At 62.0% G+C, this 22,668-nt stretch carries 19 protein-coding genes and 1 tRNA gene; 12 read left to right on the plus strand and 8 right to left on the minus strand.

Features of this window, described 5'->3' with window-relative positions; all coding sequences use genetic code 11:
* The first annotated feature begins 226 nt into the window (after positions 1-226).
* From secY to rplQ, 6 genes are all read left to right on the plus strand, one after another.
* Complete coding sequence (gene secY, locus PU133_RS11350) at positions 227-1,567, plus strand: preprotein translocase subunit SecY (RefSeq protein ID WP_404861785.1); 1,341 nt, start codon at positions 227-229, stop codon at positions 1,565-1,567.
* A complete protein-coding gene (locus tag PU133_RS11355) occupies positions 1,564-2,214 on the plus strand; it encodes an adenylate kinase (RefSeq protein ID WP_404861786.1) in 651 nt (216 codons plus the stop codon). Before secY ends, PU133_RS11355 begins: the two co-directional genes overlap by 4 nt.
* A 248-nt stretch (positions 2,215-2,462) precedes the next feature.
* Positions 2,463-2,831 (plus strand): 30S ribosomal protein S13, encoded by a 369-nt coding sequence (rpsM, locus tag PU133_RS11360; protein WP_126010268.1) that lies wholly within the window; start codon positions 2,463-2,465, stop codon positions 2,829-2,831.
* A 124-nt stretch (positions 2,832-2,955) separates the two neighbouring features.
* Entirely contained in the window at positions 2,956-3,345 is a 390-nt protein-coding gene (gene rpsK / locus PU133_RS11365) for a 30S ribosomal protein S11 (RefSeq protein ID WP_126010269.1), read from the plus strand.
* A gap of 105 nt (positions 3,346-3,450) precedes the next feature.
* A complete protein-coding gene (locus PU133_RS11370) occupies positions 3,451-4,461 on the plus strand; it encodes a DNA-directed RNA polymerase subunit alpha (protein WP_126010270.1) in 1,011 nt (336 codons plus the stop codon).
* A 53-nt stretch (positions 4,462-4,514) separates the two neighbouring features.
* Entirely contained in the window at positions 4,515-4,940 is a 426-nt protein-coding gene (gene rplQ / locus PU133_RS11375; protein WP_126010271.1) for a 50S ribosomal protein L17, read from the plus strand.
* 103 nt (positions 4,941-5,043) lie between these two features.
* Here the strand turns inward: rplQ and PU133_RS11380 are convergent, their stop codons facing one another.
* A complete protein-coding gene (locus PU133_RS11380) occupies positions 5,044-5,670 on the minus strand; it encodes a thermonuclease family protein (RefSeq protein ID WP_404861787.1) in 627 nt (208 codons plus the stop codon).
* A gap of 296 nt (positions 5,671-5,966) precedes the next feature.
* Between PU133_RS11380 and PU133_RS11385 the strand changes: the two genes are divergently transcribed.
* Positions 5,967-7,139 (plus strand): zinc-dependent alcohol dehydrogenase, encoded by a 1,173-nt coding sequence (locus PU133_RS11385; protein ID WP_404861788.1) that lies wholly within the window; start codon positions 5,967-5,969, stop codon positions 7,137-7,139.
* A gap of 88 nt (positions 7,140-7,227) precedes the next feature.
* Here the strand turns inward: PU133_RS11385 and PU133_RS11390 are convergent, their stop codons facing one another.
* Together PU133_RS11390 and PU133_RS11395 are read right to left on the minus strand one after the other, a co-directional pair.
* Complete coding sequence (locus PU133_RS11390) at positions 7,228-8,139, minus strand: NAD-dependent epimerase/dehydratase family protein (protein ID WP_404861789.1); 912 nt, start codon at positions 8,137-8,139, stop codon at positions 7,228-7,230.
* A 194-nt stretch (positions 8,140-8,333) separates the two neighbouring features.
* The gene (locus PU133_RS11395) at positions 8,334-12,167 is read right to left on the minus strand and encodes a vitamin B12-dependent ribonucleotide reductase (RefSeq protein ID WP_404861790.1); all 3,834 of its coding nucleotides are present in this window, start codon (positions 12,165-12,167) and stop codon (positions 8,334-8,336) included.
* 581 nt (positions 12,168-12,748) lie between these two features.
* On the opposite strand from PU133_RS11395, the gene PU133_RS11400 reads away from it, so the two are divergent.
* A complete protein-coding gene (locus tag PU133_RS11400) occupies positions 12,749-13,210 on the plus strand; it encodes an NUDIX hydrolase (RefSeq protein WP_404861791.1) in 462 nt (153 codons plus the stop codon).
* Positions 13,211-13,226: 16 nt separating this feature from the next.
* Here PU133_RS11400 and PU133_RS11405 read toward each other — a convergent pair whose 3' ends face one another.
* On the minus strand, positions 13,227-14,732 hold the full coding sequence (locus PU133_RS11405) for an inorganic phosphate transporter (RefSeq protein WP_404861792.1): 1,506 nt from the start codon (positions 14,730-14,732) through the stop codon (positions 13,227-13,229).
* 221 nt (positions 14,733-14,953) lie between these two features.
* Here PU133_RS11405 and PU133_RS11410 point away from each other — a divergent pair, with 221 nt between their 5' ends.
* Complete coding sequence (locus PU133_RS11410) at positions 14,954-17,155, plus strand: esterase-like activity of phytase family protein (protein ID WP_404861793.1); 2,202 nt, start codon at positions 14,954-14,956, stop codon at positions 17,153-17,155.
* Positions 17,156-17,230: 75 nt separating this feature from the next.
* Here PU133_RS11410 and PU133_RS11415 read toward each other — a convergent pair whose 3' ends face one another.
* Positions 17,231-17,995 (minus strand): SDR family NAD(P)-dependent oxidoreductase, encoded by a 765-nt coding sequence (locus tag PU133_RS11415; RefSeq protein WP_404861794.1) that lies wholly within the window; start codon positions 17,993-17,995, stop codon positions 17,231-17,233.
* A 101-nt stretch (positions 17,996-18,096) separates the two neighbouring features.
* On the opposite strand from PU133_RS11415, the gene PU133_RS11420 reads away from it, so the two are divergent.
* Entirely contained in the window at positions 18,097-19,041 is a 945-nt protein-coding gene (locus PU133_RS11420) for an AraC family transcriptional regulator N-terminal domain-containing protein (RefSeq protein ID WP_404861795.1), read from the plus strand.
* Positions 19,042-19,071: 30 nt separating this feature from the next.
* On the opposite strand, the gene gpt is transcribed toward PU133_RS11420, so the two are convergent.
* Both gpt and PU133_RS11430 read right to left on the minus strand, forming a co-directional pair.
* On the minus strand, positions 19,072-19,569 hold the full coding sequence (gene gpt, locus PU133_RS11425) for a xanthine phosphoribosyltransferase (RefSeq protein WP_404861796.1): 498 nt from the start codon (positions 19,567-19,569) through the stop codon (positions 19,072-19,074).
* Between the two features lie 73 nt (positions 19,570-19,642).
* Positions 19,643-20,410, minus strand: a complete 768-nt coding sequence (locus PU133_RS11430; protein ID WP_404861797.1) for a competence/damage-inducible protein A — start codon at positions 20,408-20,410, stop codon at positions 19,643-19,645.
* 198 nt (positions 20,411-20,608) lie between these two features.
* Here PU133_RS11430 and wrbA point away from each other — a divergent pair, with 198 nt between their 5' ends.
* On the plus strand, positions 20,609-21,205 hold the full coding sequence (gene wrbA / locus PU133_RS11435; RefSeq protein WP_151985880.1) for an NAD(P)H:quinone oxidoreductase: 597 nt from the start codon (positions 20,609-20,611) through the stop codon (positions 21,203-21,205).
* A gap of 67 nt (positions 21,206-21,272) precedes the next feature.
* Here wrbA and PU133_RS11440 read toward each other — a convergent pair whose 3' ends face one another.
* Positions 21,273-22,421, minus strand: coding sequence for a vWA domain-containing protein (locus tag PU133_RS11440; RefSeq protein WP_404861798.1), 1,149 nt, complete (start codon positions 22,419-22,421; stop codon positions 21,273-21,275).
* 155 nt (positions 22,422-22,576) lie between these two features.
* On the opposite strand from PU133_RS11440, the gene PU133_RS11445 reads away from it, so the two are divergent.
* Positions 22,577-22,661 (plus strand) — tRNA-Leu (locus PU133_RS11445).
* Positions 22,662-22,668 lie beyond the last annotated feature (7 nt).

Raw genomic sequence — 22,668 nt, forward strand, 5'->3', positions numbered from 1 at the left:
CGGTTCTTACAATCGGGCGGCCATCATCCCATATGACGACCGCCACTAGCGCTCTCGCGCCATGCGGCAAATGGGACGCTCGGAGGCCTTGACGGCGCTCATTGCCGACCTTCACCTGGCATGGGTACGTCTATAAACGGGTCTTTCGATCAAGTGGAACGGTCGTGCTTTCCGCAGCCGGCACTACGGCGCGGTTTTCAAACAAGCCGACCATGCGGAGATTTGCATGGCATCTGCAGCCGAACAACTCGCCTCCAATCTCAATTTCGCAGCCTTCGCCAAGGCCGAGGATTTGAAGAAGCGCATCTGGTTCACGCTTGGTGCGCTTCTCGTCTATCGGCTTGGGACGTTCATTCCGCTGCCGGGCCTGGATCCTGACGCTTTCGCGCAGGCCTTCCAGCAGCAGGCGGGCGGCGTGCTCGGGCTGTTCAACATGTTCGCCGGCGGAGCTGTCGAACGCATGGCGATCTTTGCGCTCGGCATCATGCCGTACATTTCCGCCTCCATCATCATGCAGCTCATGACGTCGGTCGTGCCGTCGCTCGAGCAGCTGAAGAAGGAGGGCGAGCAGGGCCGCAAGGTCATCAACCAGTACACGCGCTACGGTACCGTGCTGCTCGGCACGCTGCAGGCCTACGGCATCGCCGTCGGGCTTGAGTCGGGGGCAGGGATTGTCGTCGATCCCGGCTGGTTCTTCCGCATTTCGACCGTCATCACGCTTGTCGGCGGCACGATGTTCCTGATGTGGCTCGGCGAGCAGATCACGGCACGCGGCATTGGCAACGGCATTTCGCTGATCATTTTCGCGGGCATCGTCGCCGCCATGCCGACGGCAATCGCTGGCACGCTGGAACTCGGCCGCACGGGCGCCCTGTCGACGGGCATCATCATCGCCGTCATCCTGATCGCCATCGCCTGCATCGCGCTCATCGTCTTCGTCGAGCGTGCGCAGCGCCGCCTTCTGATCCAGTATCCGAAGCGCCAGGTGGGCAACCGGATGTTCCAGGGCGACACGTCGCACCTGCCGCTGAAGCTCAATACCGCCGGCGTCATCCCGCCGATCTTCGCATCGTCGCTCCTGCTTCTGCCGGCGACGGTTGCGGGCTTCTCCGACACGACGACGATGCCGCCATGGGCGACGACCATCCTGGCGACGCTCGGCCACGGCCAGCCGCTCTACATGCTGCTCTACGCTGCAATGATCGCGTTCTTCGCCTTCTTCTACACGGCTGTCGTCTTCAATCCGAAGGATACGGCGGACAATTTGAAGAAGCACGGCGGCTTCATCCCGGGCATCCGTCCTGGTGAGCGTACGGCGGACTACATCGACTACGTGCTGACTCGCATCACTGTCGTCGGCGCTATCTATCTTGTCGTCGTCTGTCTCTTACCCGAATTTCTAATCGCACGGACGGGCGTTCCGTTCTATCTCGGGGGTACATCGCTGCTGATCGTCGTCAATGTGACGCTCGACACGGTAGCGCAGGTTCAGGGGCATCTCATCGCGCAGCAATATGAGGGGCTCATCAAGAAGTCCAAGCTGCGGGGAGGCAAGCGCAAGAGATGAGATTAATACTTCTAGGACCGCCGGGAGCGGGCAAGGGGACACAAGCTCAACGGCTGGTCGAGAAGTACGGCATTCCCCAACTTTCAACTGGCGACATGCTGCGTGCAGCGGTCGCCGCCCAGACTGAAGTCGGCAAGCGCGCCAAAGCGGTCATGGATGCGGGCAAGCTCGTATCCGACGACATCGTGAATGCGATCGTGTCCGACCGGATCGATCAGGACGATTGCCGCAAGGGTTTCATCCTCGACGGTTATCCGCGGACCCTGGTGCAGGCCGATGCCGTCGAGCAGATGCTGGCGGCAAAGGGGCTGGATCTTTCTGTCGTGATCGAGATGCGGGTCGACGACGAGCTTCTGGTTGACCGCATTGCCGGACGCTACACTTGCGCCAATTGCGGCGCGGGCTATCACGACACGAACCATCAGCCAAAAAACCCGGGCGTCTGCGACAAGTGCGGCTCGACGGAGTTCAAGCGTCGACCGGACGACAAGGCCGAAACGGTTCAGACGCGCCTCCAGGCTTATTACAAGGAAACGTCGCCGCTGATCGGCTACTACCACTGCAAGGGCAAGCTGAAGTCCCTGGATGGTATGGCACCGATGGACGACGTGACTGCCCAGATAGAAGCGATCCTCGCGAACGTCTGATCCAAACCAGACTGCTCGGCCCGGTTCTTGCAAAGAGAATCGCGCCGGGCGGTTGACGCCGGTTCCGTTTTCGACTACGGCACCGCATCCCTTCACGATTGTCGGATTCTCTCGTCCGGATGGACGAGCGTTTGGCCTTTTGAAGATGAGTTCATGATCCGCATGGGCCGGCCTCCACCGGACGCGGATAATCTTTACAGCCGGCTTGGCCGGCACCGGATCGCTCCGGGCAACATGGAGAATTGGGTATGGCCCGCATTGCAGGCGTAAACATTCCGACCAACAAGCGCGTCATCATCGCGCTTCAGTACATTCACGGCATCGGCCCGAAGCTGGCTGCCGAGATCGTGTCCAAGAACAACATTCCGGCAGAGCGCCGCGTGAACCAGCTTTCTGACGCTGAAGTTCTCGCGATCCGCGAGGCAATCGACCGCGACTACCAGGTCGAAGGTGACCTGCGCCGCGAGACCTCGATGAACATCAAGCGTCTCATGGACCTCGGCTGCTACCGCGGCCTGCGTCACCGTCGTGGCCTTCCGGTCCGCGGCCAGCGCACGCACACCAATGCCCGCACCCGCAAGGGTCCGGCAAAGGCGATTGCCGGCAAGAAGAAGTAAGTTTCGGGATTGGCGTCCGGGGCGGCGAGGCGGCTTGCCGTTCTGTCAGCTCCGGATCGTTACCCGTCCCCAAGGTGGAGCCGCTGGTATTACGGCGGCGTAGAGATCGACTGAAAGGAAGACCATGGCCAAGGAAGCCGCACGCGTCCGCCGTCGCGAACGCAAGAACATCTCGTCGGGCGTTGCTCACGTAAACTCGACGTTCAACAACACCATGATCACCATCACCGACGCGCAGGGCAATGCTATTGCCTGGTCGTCTGCTGGTGCCAAGGGCTTCAAGGGCTCGCGTAAGTCGACGCCGTTCGCTGCCCAGATGGCTGCGGAAGATTGCGCCAAGAAGGCGCAGGAACACGGAATGCGTTCGCTGGAAGTCGAAGTCTGCGGCCCCGGTTCGGGCCGTGAGTCGGCTCTGCGCGCGCTGCAGGCTGCCGGTTTCACGATCACGTCGATCCGCGATGTGACGCCGATCCCGCACAATGGCTGCCGCCCGCGCAAGAAGCGCCGCGTCTAAGCATCTCTTCTTCGATGCCGCACGATCCGGGATGGCCCGGGTCCTCTGCGGCTCTTCGTCTTGCCCGCCACGATTGGATGGTGGCGGGATGCGAAAGGAAAAACCATGATCCAGAAAAACTGGCAGGAACTGATCAAGCCGAACAAGGTGGAGTTCTCCTCCTCGGGTCGCACCAAGGCGACGCTTGTCGCCGAGCCGCTCGAGCGTGGCTTCGGCCTCACGCTTGGCAACGCGCTTCGTCGCGTGCTTCTGTCGTCGCTGCGCGGCGCTGCTGTCACGGCAGTCCAGATCGACGGCGTGCTGCATGAATTCTCCTCTATCCCGGGCGTTCGCGAAGATGTCACCGACATCGTCCTGAACATCAAGGAAATCGCCATCAAGATGGATGGCGACGAGACCAAGCGTATGGTCGTGCGCAAGCAGGGCCCCGGTGTCGTGAAGGCTGGTGACATCCAGACCGTCGGCGACGTCGAAATCCTGAACCCTGAGCACGTCATCTGCACCCTCGACGAGGGCGCGGAGATCCGCATGGAGTTCACGGTCGCCAACGGCAAGGGCTATGTGCCTGCCGACCGCAACCGCGCCGAAGACGCGCCGATCGGCCTCATCCCGGTCGACAGCCTCTATTCGCCGGTCAAGAAGGTTTCGTACAAGGTCGAAAACACCCGCGAGGGCCAGGTTCTCGACTACGACAAGCTGACCATGACCATCGAAACCGACGGTTCGGTCACGGGTGAAGACGCAGTGGCTTTTGCCGCTCGCATCATCCAGGACCAGCTTGGCGTCTTCGTCAATTTCGACGAGCCGCAGAAGGAAACCGAGGAAGAAGCCGTCACCGAACTTGCTTTCAACCCGGCGCTCCTCAAGAAGGTCGACGAGCTGGAACTTTCGGTCCGTTCGGCGAACTGCCTGAAGAACGACAACATCGTCTATATCGGCGATCTCATCCAGAAGACCGAAGCGGAGATGCTCCGTACGCCGAACTTCGGCCGCAAGTCGCTGAACGAAATCAAGGAAGTGCTGGCCTCCATGGGTCTGCATCTCGGCATGGAAGTGCCCGCCTGGCCGCCGGAAAATATCGACGATCTCGCCAAGCGCTACGAAGACCAGTATTAACCCCTAGACTGCGGATGAGCCGAAGTGCCATCCGCCCCTGAAGGAGAAGGCTCATGCGCCATCGCAATGCAGGCCGCAAGCTCAACCGGACCGCAAGCCACCGCAAGGCGATGTTCGCCAACATGGCCGTGTCCCTGATCGTCCATGAGCAGATCGTCACGACTCTGCCGAAGGCCAAGGAAATCCGCCCGATCGTCGAGAAGCTCGTTACGCTCGGCAAGCGCGGTGACCTGCATGCGCGCCGCCAGGCGCTCTCGCAGATCAAGGACCAGGACGCAGTGCGCAAGCTGTTCGACGCGATCGCTTCGCGTTACGCAGACCGTCACGGCGGCTATCTGCGTATCATGAAGGCTGGCTTCCGCGCCGGTGACAACGCTCCGCTCGCGGTCATCGAGTTCGTGGAACGCGACGTCGACGCCAAGGGTGCAGCAGACCGCGCCCGCGTCGAAGCCGAAGAGCGGGAAGCAGAAGCCGCGTAACCCACGCCGCTTCCGTTATCCGGACTATCAGAAACCCCGTCCTTCACCGAAGGGCGGGGTTTTTCTTCGGACCGATGAAATTCAGCCGGGTGTCACGGGCGGATCAGGCGCACCAGCCGCGCCTCGCGCCATCCCATTTGCGGGCGAGACCTTCGGCGACAAGTATATCTCCGAGCGAGCGGCCGCCGCGATGCAGCGTGCGCAGCTTGCGGCCATAGCGGTCCTCGTCGCGAAGTCCTCTCCGCAGCTCTATCGGGCCGGCATTGACGAGCTGCTGCAGGCGCCGGGCCGCCCGCTCGCCCCGTTCGCGCTCGGCCGCGCATTGCGGGCTGAAGATTTCCGGCGTGTCGATATCGGCGATGCGGATGTTTTGTCCGCCAAGCCAGATCGTGTCGCCATCGACCACGCAGTTGATGCGGGCCCCAGAGCCGCACATGGTGATCTGCACGGCGGCCGGGATCGGGGCAGGGGGACGAACGGCGTCCCTGTCGATCGCAGCGGTCGTTGCCTGACGGTCAACGGAAGGGACCGGCATAGGCGGGTTTGGCTTGGCCGAGGTCGTAGCCTGGATTCCAGGCTGGGTCGAAGCGGGCCTGCGTGCCGTCTCAACATGGGCGATGACCTCGCTTGCCGGCTTCGTCACCAGCTCGGTCACGAGCTTCTCGCCGGTCTCGCTGGTCAGCAGATGGTGTCCACCGACGACGGCAAGCGCGACGATACCAAGCTGCATGCTCTGACCGAGCCTGGCAAGCAGCTGGCCGCCCAACGACCGCTTCGCGGTCTTGCGTCTTTTGCCAAAATTCCGCCGCGCCATGTCACACCTCGCCAAGCAATGGAAGGAGGTGAGTGTCGCCCGCAGCGCTTGCCCGGGGATTAACGCCGCCATGAAAATGCGTCGGCAGCCCGCAAATGCAGGGATCTCGCTGTGGATGAGCCCGCCGGCGTCCCCGTCCATCGACCGGCCAATGGAACATCGGTCGCAGCGCTCTGTTCGGGGGCCAGCAATGGATAGGAAGGGACGATCAGATGAGAGCACTGTGCTGGCACGGCAAGGGCGACATTCGCTGCGATTCGGTGGACGATCCGACGATCGAAGACGATGGCGACATCATCATCAAGGTGACGTCCTGTGCGATCTGTGGATCGGATCTCCACCTGATGGACGGCTACATGCCGACGATGGAATCGGGCGACGTTCTTGGCCACGAGACCATGGGCGAGGTGATCGAGGTCGGCCGCTCGGTCAAGAAGTTCCAGGTGGGCGATCGGGTCGTCGTGCCGTTCAACATGGCGTGCGGGCAGTGCTACTTCTGCAAGAAGCAGCTGTTCTCGCTCTGCGATCGCTCCAACCGAAACGCCGAGATGGCGCGCAAGGTGATGGGCCACTCGCCCTCCGGTCTTTTCGGCTATTCGCACATGCTCGGCGGCTATTCCGGCGGCCAGGCGGAATTTCTGCGCGTGCCGTTCGCCGATGTCGGTCCGATCAAGGTGCCGGACGGGCTGCCGGACGATCAGGTGCTGTTCCTCTCCGACATTTTCCCGACCGGCTACATGGCGGCTGAAAATGCGCAGATCGAGCCGGGCGACACGGTCGCGATCTGGGGCTGCGGCCCGGTTGGCCAGTTCGCCATCCAGAGCGCCTGGATGCTCGGCGCCGGACGGGTCATCGCCATCGACACCGTGCCGGAGCGTCTGGAGATGGCGCGCTCGCACGGCAAGGCGGAGACGCTCGATTTCAAGGATGTGAATGTCTACGACGCGCTGATGGAGATGACCGACGGGCGCGGGCCTGACAGCTGCATCGACTGCGTCGGCACCGAAGCGGATGCGGGCGCCAGCGCCGATTCCATGCTGGACAAGGCAAAGGCAGCGCTGATGCTCGGCACCGACCGGCCGCATGTGCTGCGCGAGATGATCTTCTCATGCCGCAAGGGCGGTACGCTGTCGATCCCGGGCGTCTATGTGGGGATGGTGGATCATCTGCCCTTTGGTCCGGCCATGAACAAGGCGCTGACCTTCAAGATGGGCCAGACGCACACGCACCGCTATCTCGAGCCGCTGCTGCAGAAGGTGGTGGAGGGCGAGATCGACCCGAGCTTCGTCATCACGCATCACGCAACGCTGGAAGAAGGACCGGACATGTACAAGGCGTTCCGGGACAAAACCGACGGATGCGTGAAGGTGGTGATGCGGCCTTAAGGTCGCTGCACCCGTCAATGTCGGGGCGCGCAAGCCGCAGATGGAGCCACGAGCATGGCGTCCTTCTGCGGCTTGCCGCGTTGTGAGCCTAGTGGGCTTGCCGTTCGGCGCCCGGCACGTATTGGCGCCAATTGTGCTGTTCCTTGAAGCCAAGCACTTTTCGGATCTTCGCGTTCGAGATGGGGGCTTCAAACCCGTCCATCGGCTGCGTAATCGGCGTGTTCGGCGCCCATTTGGCGAGGAATTCTGCACTCTGTTCATTGGCCGTGATCTCGTCGTTCACGGCGTTGAACACCTGGAAGCCCAGACCATCCTTGGCGATGCACAGATTCACGATCTGGCCGAGATCGCGGGCGTCGATGTAGCTCCAGGCATTGCGCTTGCGCGACAGCGGATCGGCGAGGAAGGCCGGGAAGCGGGCATAATCTTCCGGTTCGATCACGTTGCCGATGCGCAGCGCGTAGATGTCGGCGCCCGTGCGTTCGGCAAAAGCCCTGCCGGTCTTTTCGTTCACCAGCTTCGACAGGCCGTAGCTGTCCATCGGATCGATGTCGTAGTCCTCGTCCAGCGGAAACTGCTTGTAGTCCTTGTCGCCCTCGGCAAAGCAGACGCCGTAGGTGGTTTCGCTGGACGCGATGATGATCTTGCGAATGCCGAGTTTGGTGGCCGCTTCGATGACATTGTAGGTCGAGGTGACGTTCGCCTTGAACGTCTCGTTGTCCGGCTGCAGCAGCACCCGCGGAATGGCCGCGAAATGCACCACGGCATCGACCGGCGCCGGCCCCTTGCCGGTCTCGAAGTCGTCAAACCCGAAATGCATCGAAAGCGCATTGAAGACCTGACCGCTGTCCGTCAGGTCGGCCTCCAGCGTGTTGACGCCTTCGATGTCGAGCGGCTTCAGATCGACATTGAGCACCGTATGGCCCTGCGCCTTCAAATAGGCCACGGCATGCCGCCCGGCCTTGCCGCTACCGCCGGTGAAAACGATCCGTTTGCTCATTTGGGGCCTTTTGGGTGGGGTGTGGGGAATGGACCTGAACTCCGCTTATCGCCTGCTGACGTAGGGCGAGGGTGTTTCGAAGGCTAGGGCGATCGGACGAGACGTACGAAATGGGCTTCGCCCAGATACGCGTTAGCCCGACCTTTCGGCCGGGCTAACGTTTGTATCCGATCTGACTTTTTCACGGCGCCCAATCAGCTGCAGCCGCTCGTTGCGCCGCAGGTGTCGCACTTCTCGCAGGTGCCGTTCCGGACCATCGTGAAGTTCTGGCATTCGGGGCAGGAGTTGCCCGTGTAGCCTTGCATCAGCGATTTGGCGCGGCGGTCGGCTTCGACCTTCTTGGCGTCGGCCTTGGCGCGGGCTGCTTCTTCGGCGGCCTTGTCGGAGAAGAGCTCGGTTGCGGCGTCGTTGTCGATGACGCCGGCATTGAGGTCTTCCGGAGCCTCGTCGAAATCGCGCTTGAAGGCGGTTGCGGCGCCGGCGCCTGAGGTCATCGTCACGGTCGAGCGGGAGGCAGCGAGCGGTGCCGGCTGCTTGGTGCCCGAGAAGGCCGTGACGTTGGAGATCGACGCCGTGGGTGCGGCGACGCGTGCCGGGGCTGGGCCCGTTGCTTCGCCTTTCGGCTCGCCGGTCGGACGCAGCGTTTCCGGCTGCACGATGGTGAGCTTGTGGCCGCGGGTGAGGCCGGACGAGATCGCCTGCGCCTTGCCTTCCTTCACGCCCTTGCCGAGTGCGGTGTTGCCGAAATCGGACGTATCCACATGGGCGAGGTCGTGGCGCGACAGATAGGAGACGGCGAGTTCGCGGAACACGTAGTCTAGGATCGACGTGGCGTTCTTGATCGCGTCGTTGCCCTGCACCATGCCGGCCGGCTCGAACTTGGTGAAGGTGAAGGCCTCCACATATTCTTCCAGTGGCACGCCGTATTGCAGGCCGAGCGAGATGGCGATGGCGAAGTTGTTCATCATCGCGCGGAAGGCAGCGCCTTCCTTGTGCATGTCGATGAAGATCTCGCCCAAGCGGCCATCGTCGAATTCGCCGGTGCGCAGATACACCTTGTGGCCGCCGACGACGGCTTTCTGGGTGTAGCCCTTGCGGCGGTTCGGCAGCTTCTCGCGGTCGCGGTAGAGCCGCTCGATGACGCGCTCGACGACCTTTTCCGTGATGGTGACGGCTTGGGCTGCTGCCGGCTGGGCGATCAGCGCTTCGATCGCCTCATCGGCATCCTCGTCCGCATCGTCCTCGATCAGCGAGGCGTTGAGCGGCTGGGAAAGCTTGGAGCCATCGCGGTAAAGGGCGTTCGCCTTCAGCGCGAGCTTCCAGGAGAGCATGTAGGCGTTCTTGCAATCCTCGACGGTCGCCTCGTTCGGCATGTTGATCGTCTTGGAGATGGCACCCGAGATGAAGGGCTGGGCCGCTGCCATCATCAGGATGTGGCTTTCCACCGACAGATAGCGCTTGCCGATCTTGCCGCAGGGGTTGGCGCAATCGAAGACGGGCAGGTGCTCATCTTTCAGGAACGGCGCGCCTTCCAGCGTCATCGCACCGCAGACATGGATGTTGGCGGCTTCGATTTCCTTCTTGGTGTAGCCGAGATGGGCAAGCAGCGAGAACTCGAAATCGTTCATCTGCTCATCGGTGACACCAAGCTTTTCCTTCAGGAAATCAGCACCGAGCGTCCATTGGTTGAAGGCAAACTTGATGTCGAAGGCGCTCTTCAGTGCGACGTTCAGCGCTTCGACCTGCTCGTCGGAGAAGCCCTTGGCCTTGAGCGAGCCGGGGTTGATGGCCGGCGCCTGGTTCAAATTGCCGTGGCCGACCGCATAGGCCTCGATCTCGGCGATTTGGCTTTCGGAATAGCCGAGCGTGCGCAGCGCTTCCGGCACGGCGCGGTTGATGATCTTGAAGTAGCCGCCGCCGGCGAGCTTCTTGAACTTGACCAGCGCGAAATCGGGCTCGATGCCGGTCGTGTCGCAATCCATGACGAGGCCGATCGTGCCGGTGGGCGCGATCACGGTCGACTGGGCATTGCGGTAGCCGTTCTTCTCGCCAAGCTCGACGGCCTTGTCCCAAGCGGCGATCGCATGGGTGACGAGCGTCTGGTCCGGGCAGTCGCCATGGATCAGCGCCACTGGATTGACCGACAGCTTCTCATAGCCGGTGCTCTCGCCACGGGCGGCACGGCGATGGTTGCGCATGACGCGCAGCATGTGCTCGCGGTTGGGCTTGTAGCCCGGGAAGGGGCCAAGCTCGCCAGCCATTTCGGCCGAAGTGGCATAGGCGACGCCGGTCATGATGGCGGTCAGCGCGCCGCAGATCGCGCGGCCTTCCTTGGAGTCGTAAGGAATGCCCGAGGTCATCAGCAGGCCGCCGATATTGGCGTAGCCGAGGCCGAGCGTGCGGTACTTGTAGGAGAGCTCGGCGATCTGGCGCGAGGGGAACTGCGCCATCATGACCGAGATTTCGAGCACCATCGTCCAGAGCCGCACGGCGTGCTCATAGGCTTCGATGTCGATGTTCTTGGTCTGCGCGTCCTTGAACTGCAACAGGTTCAGCGAGGCGAGGTTGCAGGCCGTGTCGTCCAGGAACATGTATTCCGAGCACGGGTTCGACGCCCGGATCGCACCGGCCGACACGCAGGTGTGCCAGTCGTTCATGGTCGTGTTGAAGTGCAGGCCCGGATCGGCGGACGCCCAGGCGGCTTCGCCGATTTTTTCCCACAGATCGCGCGCCTTCAGCGTCTTCATCACGCGGCCGTCCTTGCGGGCGGTCAGGTTCCAGTCGCCGTCGCTTTCGACAGCGCGCAGGAAGTCGTCCTTGATGGAGACGGAGTTGTTGGAGTTCTGGCCCGAGACGGTCAGATAGGCCTCGGAATCCCAGTCCGTGTCGTAGGTCTTGAAGTCGAGGTCGGTATAGCCCTGCTTGGCGAACTGGATGACGCGCTTGACGTAGTTTTCCGGAACGGCGTCACGCTTGGCATCCTTGATGGCGCGCTTCAGCGCCGAGTTCAGCTTGGGGTCGAAGCACTCGCCATTGTCGGCCTCGCAGTTGAGGCAGGCCTTCATGATGGTCTTGAGGTGCTTGGCGACGATCTTGGAGCCGGTGACGAGGGCGGCGACCTTTTGCTCTTCCTTCACCTTCCAGTCGATGTAGGCTTCGATATCCGGGTGATCGATGTCGACGACGACCATCTTGGCGGCGCGGCGCGTGGTGCCGCCCGACTTGATGGCGCCGGCTGCCCGATCACCGATCTTGAGGAAGGACATCAGGCCCGACGACTTGCCACCGCCCGACAGCTTTTCGCCTTCGCCGCGCAGATAGGAGAAGTTGGAGCCGGTGCCCGAACCGTACTTGAAGAGGCGCGCTTCGCGGACCCAGAGGTCCATGATGCCGCTTTCATTGACCAGATCGTCTTCGACCGACTGGATGAAGCAGGCATGCGGCTGCGGGTGCTCATAGGCCGACTGCGACTGGACGAGCTTCTTGGTGAAGGGGTCGACATAGTAATGGCCCTGGCCGGGGCCATCGATGCCATAGGCCCAGTGCAGGCCGGTGTTGAACCATTGCGGCGAATTCGGCGCGACGCGCTGCGTGGCGAGCATGTAGGCAAGCTCGTCCATGAAGGCGGAGGCGTCTTCTTCCGAATTGAAGTAGCCGCCCTTCCAGCCCCAGTAGGTCCAGGTGCCGGCAAGGCGCGTGAAGACCTGGCGCGCATCAGTTTCGGAACCGTAGCGCTCGTCCTCGGGCAGCTCGGCGAGGGCGGCCTCGTCGGCGACCGAACGCCACAGGAACGACGGCACGTCGTTTTCCTCGACGCGCTTCAGGCGGGCAGGAACGCCAGCCTTGCGGAAATATTTCTGGGCGAGGATGTCGGCCGCAACCTGGCTGAACTGCGCCGGAACGTCGATGTCGGCGAGCCGGAAGACGACGGAGCCATCCGGATTCTTGATCTCGCTGATGGCCTTGCGGAATTCGATGGCCGCATAGGCCGATTGCCCCGCTTCAGTAAACCGCCGCTCGATGCGCATTGTCCCTCGTCCTTGTCGTGGTGTGCCTGCCGACGGTCTTCGTGGCGGGCGCAATTTGTCATCTTCCGGCGGCGCTCTTCATGGCGCGGCCAGCCCTCGAAATCCGGTCTCGTGATGGAATCGAATGATCCAGACCGTATGTTGTGTTGATGGTGGCTGGCAACACTAAATATAGTGTAAATCCACCGTTTCCGCTACCCCTGCCGCCGCCTGCGGCAACCCCCGTTACGCCATGCCAAGGCAACCCGAGGAAGGATCCGCAACGGATCATCCGACTGGGCTCACCAACGCTTACTGTCTTGATTTGTGACCGGCTTCTTCATGCCGGCGGGCCGTTGTTCACAGCGTGATAACCAATAGACTGCGACTCGGATCATGGGTCAAGGGCTGGGCGAGCGCTTGGATGTGAATACCAGATGTTGTGCGCTGGGAGGGTGGAAACTGGGGAAAGTCGAACCCGTTGGAACTCTGGACTTGCCAAACGCTTCAAGTACAAAAAATGACATAGAAAATTGGGGGTGGGCCAGTGTCCGAACGACCTCTGCTCCGTCTCCGCCCTGTTGATAAGTGGGATCACTGCAATGACTTCGTTGACGCTCATGGATCGCATCGCTTCCGGCTCCTCCCGGCGCGCGTCAAAGAAGCAGTATGGGGCAGTGCCCTATCAGATGATCGAGGGGCGTTGCGCCTTCCTCCTGATCACCTCGCGGCGCACCGGGCGCTGGATTTTCCCGAAAGGCTCGCTGATCGAAGGCCTGACGCCGCAGGAGACGGCAGCGCAGGAGGCTTTCGAAGAGGCGGGCGTCGAGGGGCATGTCCATCCGGAACCGGTCGGCAGCTACCGGACTGTGAAGCAGTTGCTTCGCCGCACGATCATCAATGTGGAAGTGTTCCCGCTGCGCGTGGAGCGCCAACTCGACGAGTGGCCAGAGATCGGGCAGCGCTACCGCCACTGGGTGATGCTGAAAGAAGCCAAACGCCTGCTGTCCGACCGAGGCGCCGTGGCGATGGCGGAGGCTGTGGACAAGCTGGTGACTGCCTGAAGCCTGCTCCGGGCGGTCAGGCCACGATCAGGAGGCCGATCAGCCAGTAGAGCAGGGCGGACAGGAGACCGGCCGCCGGAACGGTGATCACCCAGGCGGCTGCAATCTGCAGGCCGTGCTGACGGCGCACAAGCCGACGGCGTTCGCGCTTCTGGAAATTGGCGAGTGCCTCTTCCGGAGTCTTGTTGAGGCGGTCGGTGTTCAGGAAGAGTGAATAGGGCTGGACGGCCGGATTGCGCACGCCGCGGTTCGACGTCGCCTCGCGCAGGAAGCCGACGCCGAAGACGGCACCGATGGCAATGTGCGTCGAGGACACGGGCAGTCCAAGCCAGGAAGCGATGAGAACGGTGGTTGCTGCGGCGAAGGCGACGCAATAGGCGCGGATCTCGTTCATCTTGGTGATCTTTTCACCGACGAGCCTGATCAGCCGCGGACCGAACAAAGCAAGGCCGAGCGCGATGCCGACCGCGCCGATTGCCAGCACCCAGAGCGGAAGGGCGACAGCGGCGACATCGGTCGATCCGCTGCCGGCTGCCGCAACGATCGCGGCGAGCGGCCCGACGGCATTGGCGACATCATTGGCGCCGTGGGCGAAGGACAAAAGCGCCGCCGCGAAGATCAAGGGCAGGCGGAAGAGACCGTTGATGCTCTTGGACCGGTTCTCCAGCCCGATCGACCGGCGCATCACCCACGGACGCGCCAGCATCCAGCCGATGACCGCGAAGACGGCGCCAAGCATCAGAACCTGGAGCGGGCTGGCACTCCAGATCCGGCTCAATCCCTTGATCGTGAGATACATCGCGAAGACTGCGGCCATGCCGGAGATGAGCACCGGCACCCAGATGCGGGCTGCCGCGATCTTGTCTTCCCGTTCCAAGATGGTCGCGTTGGCGACAGCCAGCACACCGGCGGCCATGACGCCGCCGAGCACCGGCGAGATGACCCAACTCGCGACGATGGTCGCCAGCACGGGCCATGCGACAACGCTGAAGCCGGCCGCCGCGACGCCAGCTCCGATGACGCCGCCGACGACGGAGTGGGTCGTGGAAACGGGTGCTCCGAGATAGGTGGCGAGATTGATCCACAGGGCGGAGGAGAGCAGGGCGGCCGTCATCACGACGATGAAGTCCACCGTTTCGAGATGAACGGCTGGCAGCAGCAACTCGCTGGAGATGGTCTTGACGACATCGCCGCCCGCGAGCAACGCGCCGGCACTTTCGCACACGACCGCAATTGCGATCGCGCCGGCCATGGTGAGTGCCCGGCTGCCGACGGCCGGTCCCATATTGTTGGCAACGTCGTTCGCGCCAATGTTGAGCGCCATGTAACCGGCGATGACGGACGCGATGATGACGAGGTAGCTGAGCGGACCTTCGACGGCATAGAATGCCGCAACCACCATGGCGCCGAGCAGGAAGACGAGCGCGATCCCCGGAAAGGCCAGGCTTCTGGAGAGGTCTCCAGTCGCCGTTTCCAGGTTGACGACCTTGTTCAGGTCCTTGTCGAGTGCGCTCTTGGCCATGCTTGCCCGTTCATGACAGTTTTGTGACAGTGGGGGGCGCATAGCATCTGAAGGCCGGGGCGGGCACCCCCGACGGTCCGATCAACCACATTATTTGAGGGGCGCCTCTGCCGCCGCGCGCTTGCTGGTCACCTGACCCCTCTCTGTCATCCCACTGTCATCGACACATTGCATGAGCAGGCACGGCGCGATCGACGCGCGATGTCCGATTGGAGGGGCTCATGACGACCACCAAACATTTTGCAATGACCTTGCTTGCAGGCACCCTGCTGACCACCACCGGTGCATGGGCGCAGGAAGCCATGAACTTCAACCGGATCGCGTCCTTCCCGGTCGTCGACAACAAGCCGGAAGGCGCCGACGTCAACGCGCCGTCTTCCGCCGAGATCATCACGGCCACCGAAGATGGCATGATGCTGATCTATTCCGATAGCCCGGCAGGTGGCATCGGCTTCATCGACATCACCGACGCCGCTGCGCCCGTTGCCGGCGGCTTCCTTGCCATGGACGGCGGTGAGCCTACCGCCGTTTCCGTTGCTGGCTCCAAGGTGCTGGTCGGCGTCAACACGACCGAAGACCTGACGCAGCCTTCGGGCTTCCTGGCTGTCGTCGATATTGCGACGCAGACGATGGAAGCGCAGTGCGATCTTGGCGGTCAGCCTGATTCCACCGCAGTATCACCGGACGGTACGTTCGCTGCGGTCGCCATCGAGAACCAGCGTGACGAGGACCTGAACGACGGCGTCATCCCGCAGATGCCTGCCGGGGACGTGAAGATCTTCCCGCTGACCGATGGCGTGCCGGATTGCGATGCGATGATCACGGTGGACCTGACGGGCCTCGCCGAAATTGCGCCGGAAGACCCGGAGCCAGAATTCGTCGACTTCAATGAAGCCAACGAACTTGCCGTGACGCTTCAGGAAAACAACCATATTGCGATCATCAACGCGGCCGATGGCACTGTGACTGCGCATTTCTCCGCTGGTGCGGTGGACCTGACAGGCATCGACACGGAAGACGATGGTGCGTTCGATTTCTCCGGCTCGGCGACGGCCGTGAAGCGCGAGCCCGATGCGATCCAGTGGCTGGACGATGACCGCTTCGCCGTCGCCAACGAGGGTGACTACGAAGGGGGGTCGCGCGGCTTCACCATCATGAACAAGATGGGCGAAGTGCTCTATGAGAGCGGCAACAGCTTCGAGCACGAAGTGGCGCTCCTCGGCCACTATCCCGACGGTCGTTCGGACGCCAAGGGCATCGAACCGGAGGGCATGGAAGTCGCCCGCTTCGGCGACGAAACGCTGATCCTGCCTTTGTCCGAGCGTGGTTCGGTCGTTGGCGTCTATCGCGACAACGGTGCGGATGCTGCGCCTGAGCTTTTGCAGATCCTGCCCTCGGGCATCTCGCCGGAAGGCATCGTTGCGATCCCCGAGCGCAATCTCTTCGCCGTCGCCAACGAAGTCGACCTCATCGAAGACGGTGGCGTGCGTGCGCATGTCATGATCTTCGAGCGCACCGAGGGTGACGCCCAGTACCCGACGATCGCCTCCACGCGCGACGAGAACGGACTGCCGATCGCTTTCGGTGCACTGTCTGGCCTGGCTGCCGATCCGTCCGAAGCCGGGCGCCTCTATGCCGTCAGCGATTCCGTGTTCGCTGCCCAGCCGCGCATGTATGTGATCGATGCCAGCGTGATGCCTGCTCAGATCACCGATGCCATCACGATCACCCGCGATGGCGAAACCGCGCAGAACATGGATCTGGAAGGCATCGTTGCAGACGGCGAGGGCGGCTTCTGGCTCGCCAATGAGGGTGATGCCGATGAGGGCATTCCGCATGCGATCTATCGCGTGAACGCCGAGGGTGCGATCCAGGAGGAAGTCCTCTTCCCTGAGGCACTGCTCGAGGGTGCCACGCGGTCCGGCGCCGAAGGCATCACGATGATCGACGGGACGCTTTGGATCGCCATCCAGCGCGAGTGGGGCAACGATCCCGATGGCATGGTGAAGCTGGTTTCCTATAGCCCGGCTTCCGGCGAATGGGCTGCCGTTCATTATCCGCTCGAGGCGAAGGGCGAAGGCTGGGTCGGCCTTTCCGAAATCACGCTTCACGGCGACCATGTTTATATCGTCGAGCGCGACAACCAGATCGGCGCGGCGGCCGCGCTGAAGAAGCTCTATCGCGTACCGGTGGCCGAGCTCGCAGGCGCCGCACTCGGCGGCGAACTGCCTGTCGTCACCAAGGGAGAAGTCCACGACTTCATTCCGGATCTTGCTGCTTACAACGGCTACATCGTCGACAAGGTCGAAGGCTTTGCTGTCGACGCGAGCGGGGAAGCCTTCGTCGTCACCGACAATGACGGCGTGGACGACTCTTCCGGCGAGACCTTCTTCTGGTCGATCGGCGCCGTTTCCGAGCTTTGAGTGTTTCTGCGGACAATCATGAAAAGGCCGGGCTTTCGCCCGGCCTTTTTCGTTTACGGCAGGTTCGACCACACCCTAGATGTTCTGGCCGCCCGACACTTCGATCCGCTGGCCCGTCATCCAGCCGAACTCCCCGACGAGCAGGCTCGACAGCGCGCCGCCGATATCATCGGGCAAACCGGCTCTGCCCATTGCGGTGGTCGCTGCGACCATCTCGTTGACGTGGGCATTGTCGCGCACGACGCCGCCGCCAAAATCCGTCTCGATGGCGCCTGGAGCGATGGTGTTGACTGAGATGCGGCGCTCTCCCAGTTCCTTTGCGAGATAGCGTGTCAGCACCTCTATGCCCCCCTTCATCGTGGCGTAGGCGGAATAGCCGGGCAGGGTGAACCGCGCCAATCCGCTCGACACGTTCACGATCCGACCGCCATCCTCGATCATCGGCAGAAGACGCTGGGTCAGGAAGAAGACGCCCTTGAGGTGGATGGCGACGAGGTGATCGAAGTCCTCTTCGGTGGTCTCGACGAACGGTTTGTGGATGCCGGTGCCGGCATTGTTGACGAGAAAATCGATCGTCTCCCGATCGAATGTCTGCAGTAGCGTCTGGCGCAACTCGTCGCTGAAGGCTGCGAATGTGTCCGTGCGCGTCGTATCAAGCTTGAGTGCTGTTGCGCGCACGCCCGCCTGCCGTGCTTCGGCAACGACGGCGTCGGCATCCTCGCGGTTGTTGTTATAGGTGACGACGAGGTCGACGCCCTTCTTGGCGAGATGCTCTGCGGTGTTGCGGCCAAGGCCACGGCTGCCGCCGGTAATCAGAGCGATCTTGGTCGTACTGGTCATGGAGAACTCCTTCCGAATGGACATGGCCTGTCTTAGCCGCTGGTTGCTTCAATGGCTTGACGGATAATCGGGATGTCTTGCCTATTCCTCCAGAAGTGTTGGTGCCAATATTTTCAAACGTCCTGCTGCAGGTCTATATTCGCCCTATGAAGAGCGAAAACGTCATCGAAAAACTCCGGCCAGGTGTGATCGCCTATGCGGATGCCAACGGCGCAGGCGAGCAGCCGTTGATGACATCGATACCCGGCTTGAGCATCGTGCGAAGCCGGAAGGCGACCGACATCGAGCCGATGGTCTACCAGCCGCTCTTCTGCTTCGTGCTGCAGGGCGCGAAGGAGTCCGTCGTCGGCGACATGCGCGTGCGGTTCGCCGAAGGCCAGTCGCTCATCGTCGGTCTCGACCTGCCGGCTGAAAGCAGGGTTGTTCTGGCGAGCGAGGATAAGCCCTATCTCGCGATCGCCGTCGCGCTGGACGTTGCGATGATGCGCGAACTCGCGGTGCAGTCCGGCCTGAGGACCACGACAAACGGGTCGGTACAGGCGAACTGCGAAACGCTCCAGGTGGGGGTGCCGGATGCGGCTCTCGTCGATGCCATGGCCCGGCTCTTTGCACTGGTGGACCAGCCTGAGGCACCGATCCTGGCGCCGCTGGTCATCCGGGAAATTCATTACCGGGTGCTGAGCGCTGGCCATGCGGGCGTGCTTCGGATGCTGGCACGCGCCGATAGCCACATCAGCCGCATTGCGAGCGTCATCGCAACGATCAAGGATCGCTTCGACGAACCGCTGAAGATCGAGGACCTCGCGCATACGGCAGGCATGAGCATGTCGGCCTTTCACGAGCACTTCAAGGCCGTGACGCGAACGACGCCACTGCAGTTCCAGAAGAGGCTCAGGCTGATCGAGGCGAGACGCCTGATGTTCGCAGGCTCGCATTCCGTTACGCGGGCCGCGTTTGAGGTTGGCTACGAAAGTGCTTCGCAGTTCAGTCGCGAATACAGCCGCCATTTCGGGGTTGCGCCCAGCGACGACCGTGCTTTCGCTTAAGACAGTATCTGCCGACGATCGGCCGCCTGCTTAGCCTTTGTGATCCTTGGCGATGGGCTCGACATAGGAAAAGCCGAGATCCCACGGGAAATAGATCCAGGTGTCCTGGCTGACTTCGGTGACGAAGCTATCGACCAGTGGACGACCCTTTGGCTTGGCGTAGACGGTTGCAAAATGGGCCTTGGGCAGCATGGCGCGCACGATGGCAGCGGTTTTGCCCGTGTCGGTCAGGTCGTCAACGATGAGGATGTCTTCGCCGTCGTTTTCCAGAAGATCGTCATTGATGCGCTTCAGGACCTGCATTTCACCCTGATTCGCATAGTCGTGGTAGGAGGCGACGCAGACCGTCTCGATCATGCGAATGCCAAGCTCGCGCGCGATGATTGCGGCCGGCACGAGGCCGCCACGCGTGATGCAGACGATCGCCTTCCACTGCGTTCCATTGCCCGACAGGCGCCAGGCGAGCGCGCGCGCGTCGCGGTGGAACTGGTCCCAGGAGACGGGAAAGGCCTTGTCTGGCAGCGACATGAAGGAAGGCTCCGGCGTTTGAGGTTGCGAGGCCAATAGCGGGAACGCCTGGGTGGCGCAAGCGCGTGGCCTGTCAGTCGTTAGGGACAAGCGCGTCGATCATGGCCGCGATGGCATCCTGTGCGGCCTGCGCGGCTTGAAGATCACGGGAGCGTGCGACGATCTCGGTGGAGAAGCGCTTGCCGTCGTACCGTGGGTAGGAGCCGATGACGACGTTCGAATGTGCCTTCTGGATCGCCGCCAACGGGCCACCGATATCGCCTTCGCCATAGGGGCAGGCGACCGACAGCGAGTGGATCTTCGCTCCGGTCTTCAATGTGGGCATGACGTTGTCGAGCATCGCCTGGAAGACGGACGGCACGCCGGCCATGACGTGAATGTTATCCACGATGAAGCCCGGGGCCTTCGAGACCGGATTTTCGATATGGGGGGCGCCGACCGGCATGCGCGCCATGCGCTGTCGCGCCTCGGTGAATTCCAGCCCGCGGCCGGCATAATGGTCAGCCAGAAGTGCCATTGCCGCGGGATCATGGGTGCATTCCCGCCCGACGGCATCCGCGATGGCATCGGCGGTGATGTCGTCATGGGTGGGGCCGATTCCACCGGATGTGAAGAGATAGGTGTAGCGCTTGGACAGGGCCCGCACGGCCTCGACGATCGCGTCGTGATCGTCGGAGACGATGCGCACTTCCTTGAGGTCGATCCCGGCGGCCGTCATCATGTCGGCGAGATGGCCGATGTTGCGGTCTTTCGTGCGGCCGGACAAAAGCTCATCGCCGATCGCCAGCATGGCTGCGGTGATCGTGTCCGTTGCGGCTGCGTCGTTCGGCTTTTCGCTCATTGTCTCCTGCTCATTCTCGCTGACGGCTCGGATAGAAAGCTCGATACGCATCGGATCACTTGGCTGATTGAACCTAACTGTGAACAATCCGTTGATGACCTGATGGCTTTCGCTGAACGATCGTTTGGCTATGGTGCCGCCACCATTCTGAACCGGCCATCGCCGGGCTTTTCAATCTCACTACAAGGAGCTGACGCAATGGCCAAGGTGCTCGTACTTTATTACTCGACCTGGGGACACATCGAGCAGATGGCGCATGCCGTCGCAGAAGGCGCACGCAAGGGCGGCGCCGAGGTAACCGTCAAGCGCGTGCCGGAACTTGTGCCGGAAGATGTCGCCAAGGCTTCGCACTACAAGCTGGAACAGGAAGCGCCGATCGCTTCTCCGAACGAGCTTGCCGATTACGACGCGATCATTTTCGGAACGCCCACGCGTTACGGCAACATGGCCTCGCAGATGAAGAACTTCATCGACCAGACCGGTGCGCTCTGGGCTGAAGGCAAGCTCGTCGGCAAGGTCGGCTCGGCGTTCACCTCGTCGGCCACACAGCATGGCGGACAGGAAACGACGCTGACCAGCTTCCACTCGGTGCTGTTGCACCACGGCATGGTCATCGTCGGCTTGCCCTATGCCTTCCAGGGCCAGATGGGCGTGGAAGAAGTCAAGGGCGGCTCGCCCTATGGCGCCACGACGATCGCAGCGGGCGACGGTTCACGTCAGCCTTCCGCTATCGAACTTGAGGGTGCCCGCTACCAGGGCGAGCACGTCGCCAAGATCGCGGCCAAGCTCGCTTAAGACGCAGCTCTGCGACTATGATGATGGGGTCGTCCCGAAAGGGGCGGCCCCATGTCGTTTATGGACGTCAGCGCGCGACCCGGACGAGAAGATTCGCAGCTTCGGCCCCGATGCGCTCGAAAGCCGCCATGAGTTGATCGGCATTGGCCGCTTCGAAATAGTGATCGGCGCTCGACGCACATTCCCTCAGCATGGCTTGACCGCCGCGGGTGGCTTCGAATGCCACGGAATAGATGATGACGTCTGCCTGTTTTGCATCGGCGCAACGGTTGAGTGTGTAGCGCGTATCCGGGGCATTGTTGTTCTCGCCGTCGGTCATGAACAGAATGATGCGCGCAGGCTGCTCTTGGCCATTCCGGTTCTTATGTTCCGTACGTTCTTGATCACGTATCACCGCCTTATACGCGGCATTGAAAGCGTCCGAGGAGTCGGTGTTGCCACCTGCCCGGATCGTCTGCACGAATTGCGACGTGCTGGCCGTGCCCCAAACGGGAAGACGCTCGGCTTTTATTTTCTCCGCGTAGGTCGTGGCGCCCATGCGGACGTAATTCGTTTTCGGATCCGCGATTGTGAGCTTTTGGCTGAGATTAGCAACGGCGCGTTGGAGGGAGGTGAGGCGGGTCGTTTGTCCCATGGCGTCGCACCGCTGCTGATCCTGAATGCGGATGTTGAAAAAACCCAGCGATACGACGCACTCGATCATCGATCCTGACTGATCGAGCACGAGCATCATCGAGAAGGCGCTGTGGGTCTCACTCGAACTGACCGACACGCTTTCGGTGTGAAACGAGAGGCTGTCGCCGGGTATCAGCCAGCTCGGAAACATCATCTGAACGGCGCCATCGACGGAGAGACGGACTTCTGCCGTGCGCCCGCCGCGGGCTTCATCCAATTGGGCCACGATCTGCGGGTTGAGCGAGGCGAGTTCTGTCGCCTTTACAGAGCTGCTCTGGCTTAACTGCGCGAAGAAGAAGACTTCGGCGAGCTCCCTGGCGTCGTCTTCGCTGAAGTCGCCAAGCGCGAGCTTCGACGCCGCAGCAAGCGTTGCCGCATCGGCCGCGTTGGCGGCGTGGCTGCGGAAGGAGAGTGCTCGCGTGTAGTCGATAGCCAACGATGCCACCCCCAAAAGCAGGGGCAGCAACAACGCCAATTGAATGGCGAACGAGCCTTTTTGGTCGCGCATCATGCGCACGACCCGTCTCAGCATCATGCTCATGGACGGGGTATACCTTCTATTGCACCCGCCAATTGCGCCGATACATCTTAAAATTGCGTTTCAGAAAGCCTGGGCATCTTCATCGTCCATCAACTCGAAATATCGCTGGGGGACTTTCGCCCTGGTCTACGCCAAGCTATTGATTTGCCCCGCGTGCGGGCGTGGTGGAATGGTAGACACACGGGACTTAAAATCCCGAGACCCTGGGTCGTGCGGGTTCGAGTCCCGCCGCCCGCACCACGGCATC

The organism is Georhizobium sp. MAB10 (genome assembly GCF_045012825.1).
In the GTDB taxonomy this organism is placed as follows: Bacteria; Pseudomonadota; Alphaproteobacteria; order Rhizobiales; family Rhizobiaceae; genus Georhizobium; species Georhizobium profundi.

What these genes read in the sequence shown, in the direction of transcription:
- PU133_RS11440 (WP_404861798.1), bottom strand. Translation starts at nt 22,421, where the DNA reads ATGAGCATGATGCTGAGACGGGTCGTGCGCATGATGCGCGACCAAAAA.
- PU133_RS11390 (WP_404861789.1), bottom strand. Translation starts at nt 8,139, where the DNA reads ATGAGCAAACGGATCGTTTTCACCGGCGGTAGCGGCAAGGCCGGGCGG.
- PU133_RS11430 (WP_404861797.1), bottom strand. Translation starts at nt 20,410, where the DNA reads ATGAGCGAAAAGCCGAACGACGCAGCCGCAACGGACACGATCACCGCA.
- gpt (WP_404861796.1), bottom strand. Translation starts at nt 19,569, where the DNA reads ATGTCGCTGCCAGACAAGGCCTTTCCCGTCTCCTGGGACCAGTTCCAC.
- PU133_RS11380 (WP_404861787.1), bottom strand. Translation starts at nt 5,670, where the DNA reads ATGCAGCTTGGTATCGTCGCGCTTGCCGTCGTCGGTGGACACCATCTG.
- PU133_RS11395 (WP_404861790.1), bottom strand. Translation starts at nt 12,167, where the DNA reads ATGCGCATCGAGCGGCGGTTTACTGAAGCGGGGCAATCGGCCTATGCG.
- wrbA (WP_151985880.1), top strand. Translation starts at nt 20,609, where the DNA reads ATGGCCAAGGTGCTCGTACTTTATTACTCGACCTGGGGACACATCGAG.
- PU133_RS11415 (WP_404861794.1), bottom strand. Translation starts at nt 17,995, where the DNA reads ATGACCAGTACGACCAAGATCGCTCTGATTACCGGCGGCAGCCGTGGC.
- secY (WP_404861785.1), top strand. Translation starts at nt 227, where the DNA reads ATGGCATCTGCAGCCGAACAACTCGCCTCCAATCTCAATTTCGCAGCC.
- rpsK (WP_126010269.1), top strand. Translation starts at nt 2,956, where the DNA reads ATGGCCAAGGAAGCCGCACGCGTCCGCCGTCGCGAACGCAAGAACATC.
- PU133_RS11385 (WP_404861788.1), top strand. Translation starts at nt 5,967, where the DNA reads ATGAGAGCACTGTGCTGGCACGGCAAGGGCGACATTCGCTGCGATTCG.
- rplQ (WP_126010271.1), top strand. Translation starts at nt 4,515, where the DNA reads ATGCGCCATCGCAATGCAGGCCGCAAGCTCAACCGGACCGCAAGCCAC.
- rpsM (WP_126010268.1), top strand. Translation starts at nt 2,463, where the DNA reads ATGGCCCGCATTGCAGGCGTAAACATTCCGACCAACAAGCGCGTCATC.
- PU133_RS11400 (WP_404861791.1), top strand. Translation starts at nt 12,749, where the DNA reads ATGACTTCGTTGACGCTCATGGATCGCATCGCTTCCGGCTCCTCCCGG.
- PU133_RS11355 (WP_404861786.1), top strand. Translation starts at nt 1,564, where the DNA reads ATGAGATTAATACTTCTAGGACCGCCGGGAGCGGGCAAGGGGACACAA.
- PU133_RS11405 (WP_404861792.1), bottom strand. Translation starts at nt 14,732, where the DNA reads ATGGCCAAGAGCGCACTCGACAAGGACCTGAACAAGGTCGTCAACCTG.
- PU133_RS11410 (WP_404861793.1), top strand. Translation starts at nt 14,954, where the DNA reads ATGACGACCACCAAACATTTTGCAATGACCTTGCTTGCAGGCACCCTG.
- PU133_RS11370 (WP_126010270.1), top strand. Translation starts at nt 3,451, where the DNA reads ATGATCCAGAAAAACTGGCAGGAACTGATCAAGCCGAACAAGGTGGAG.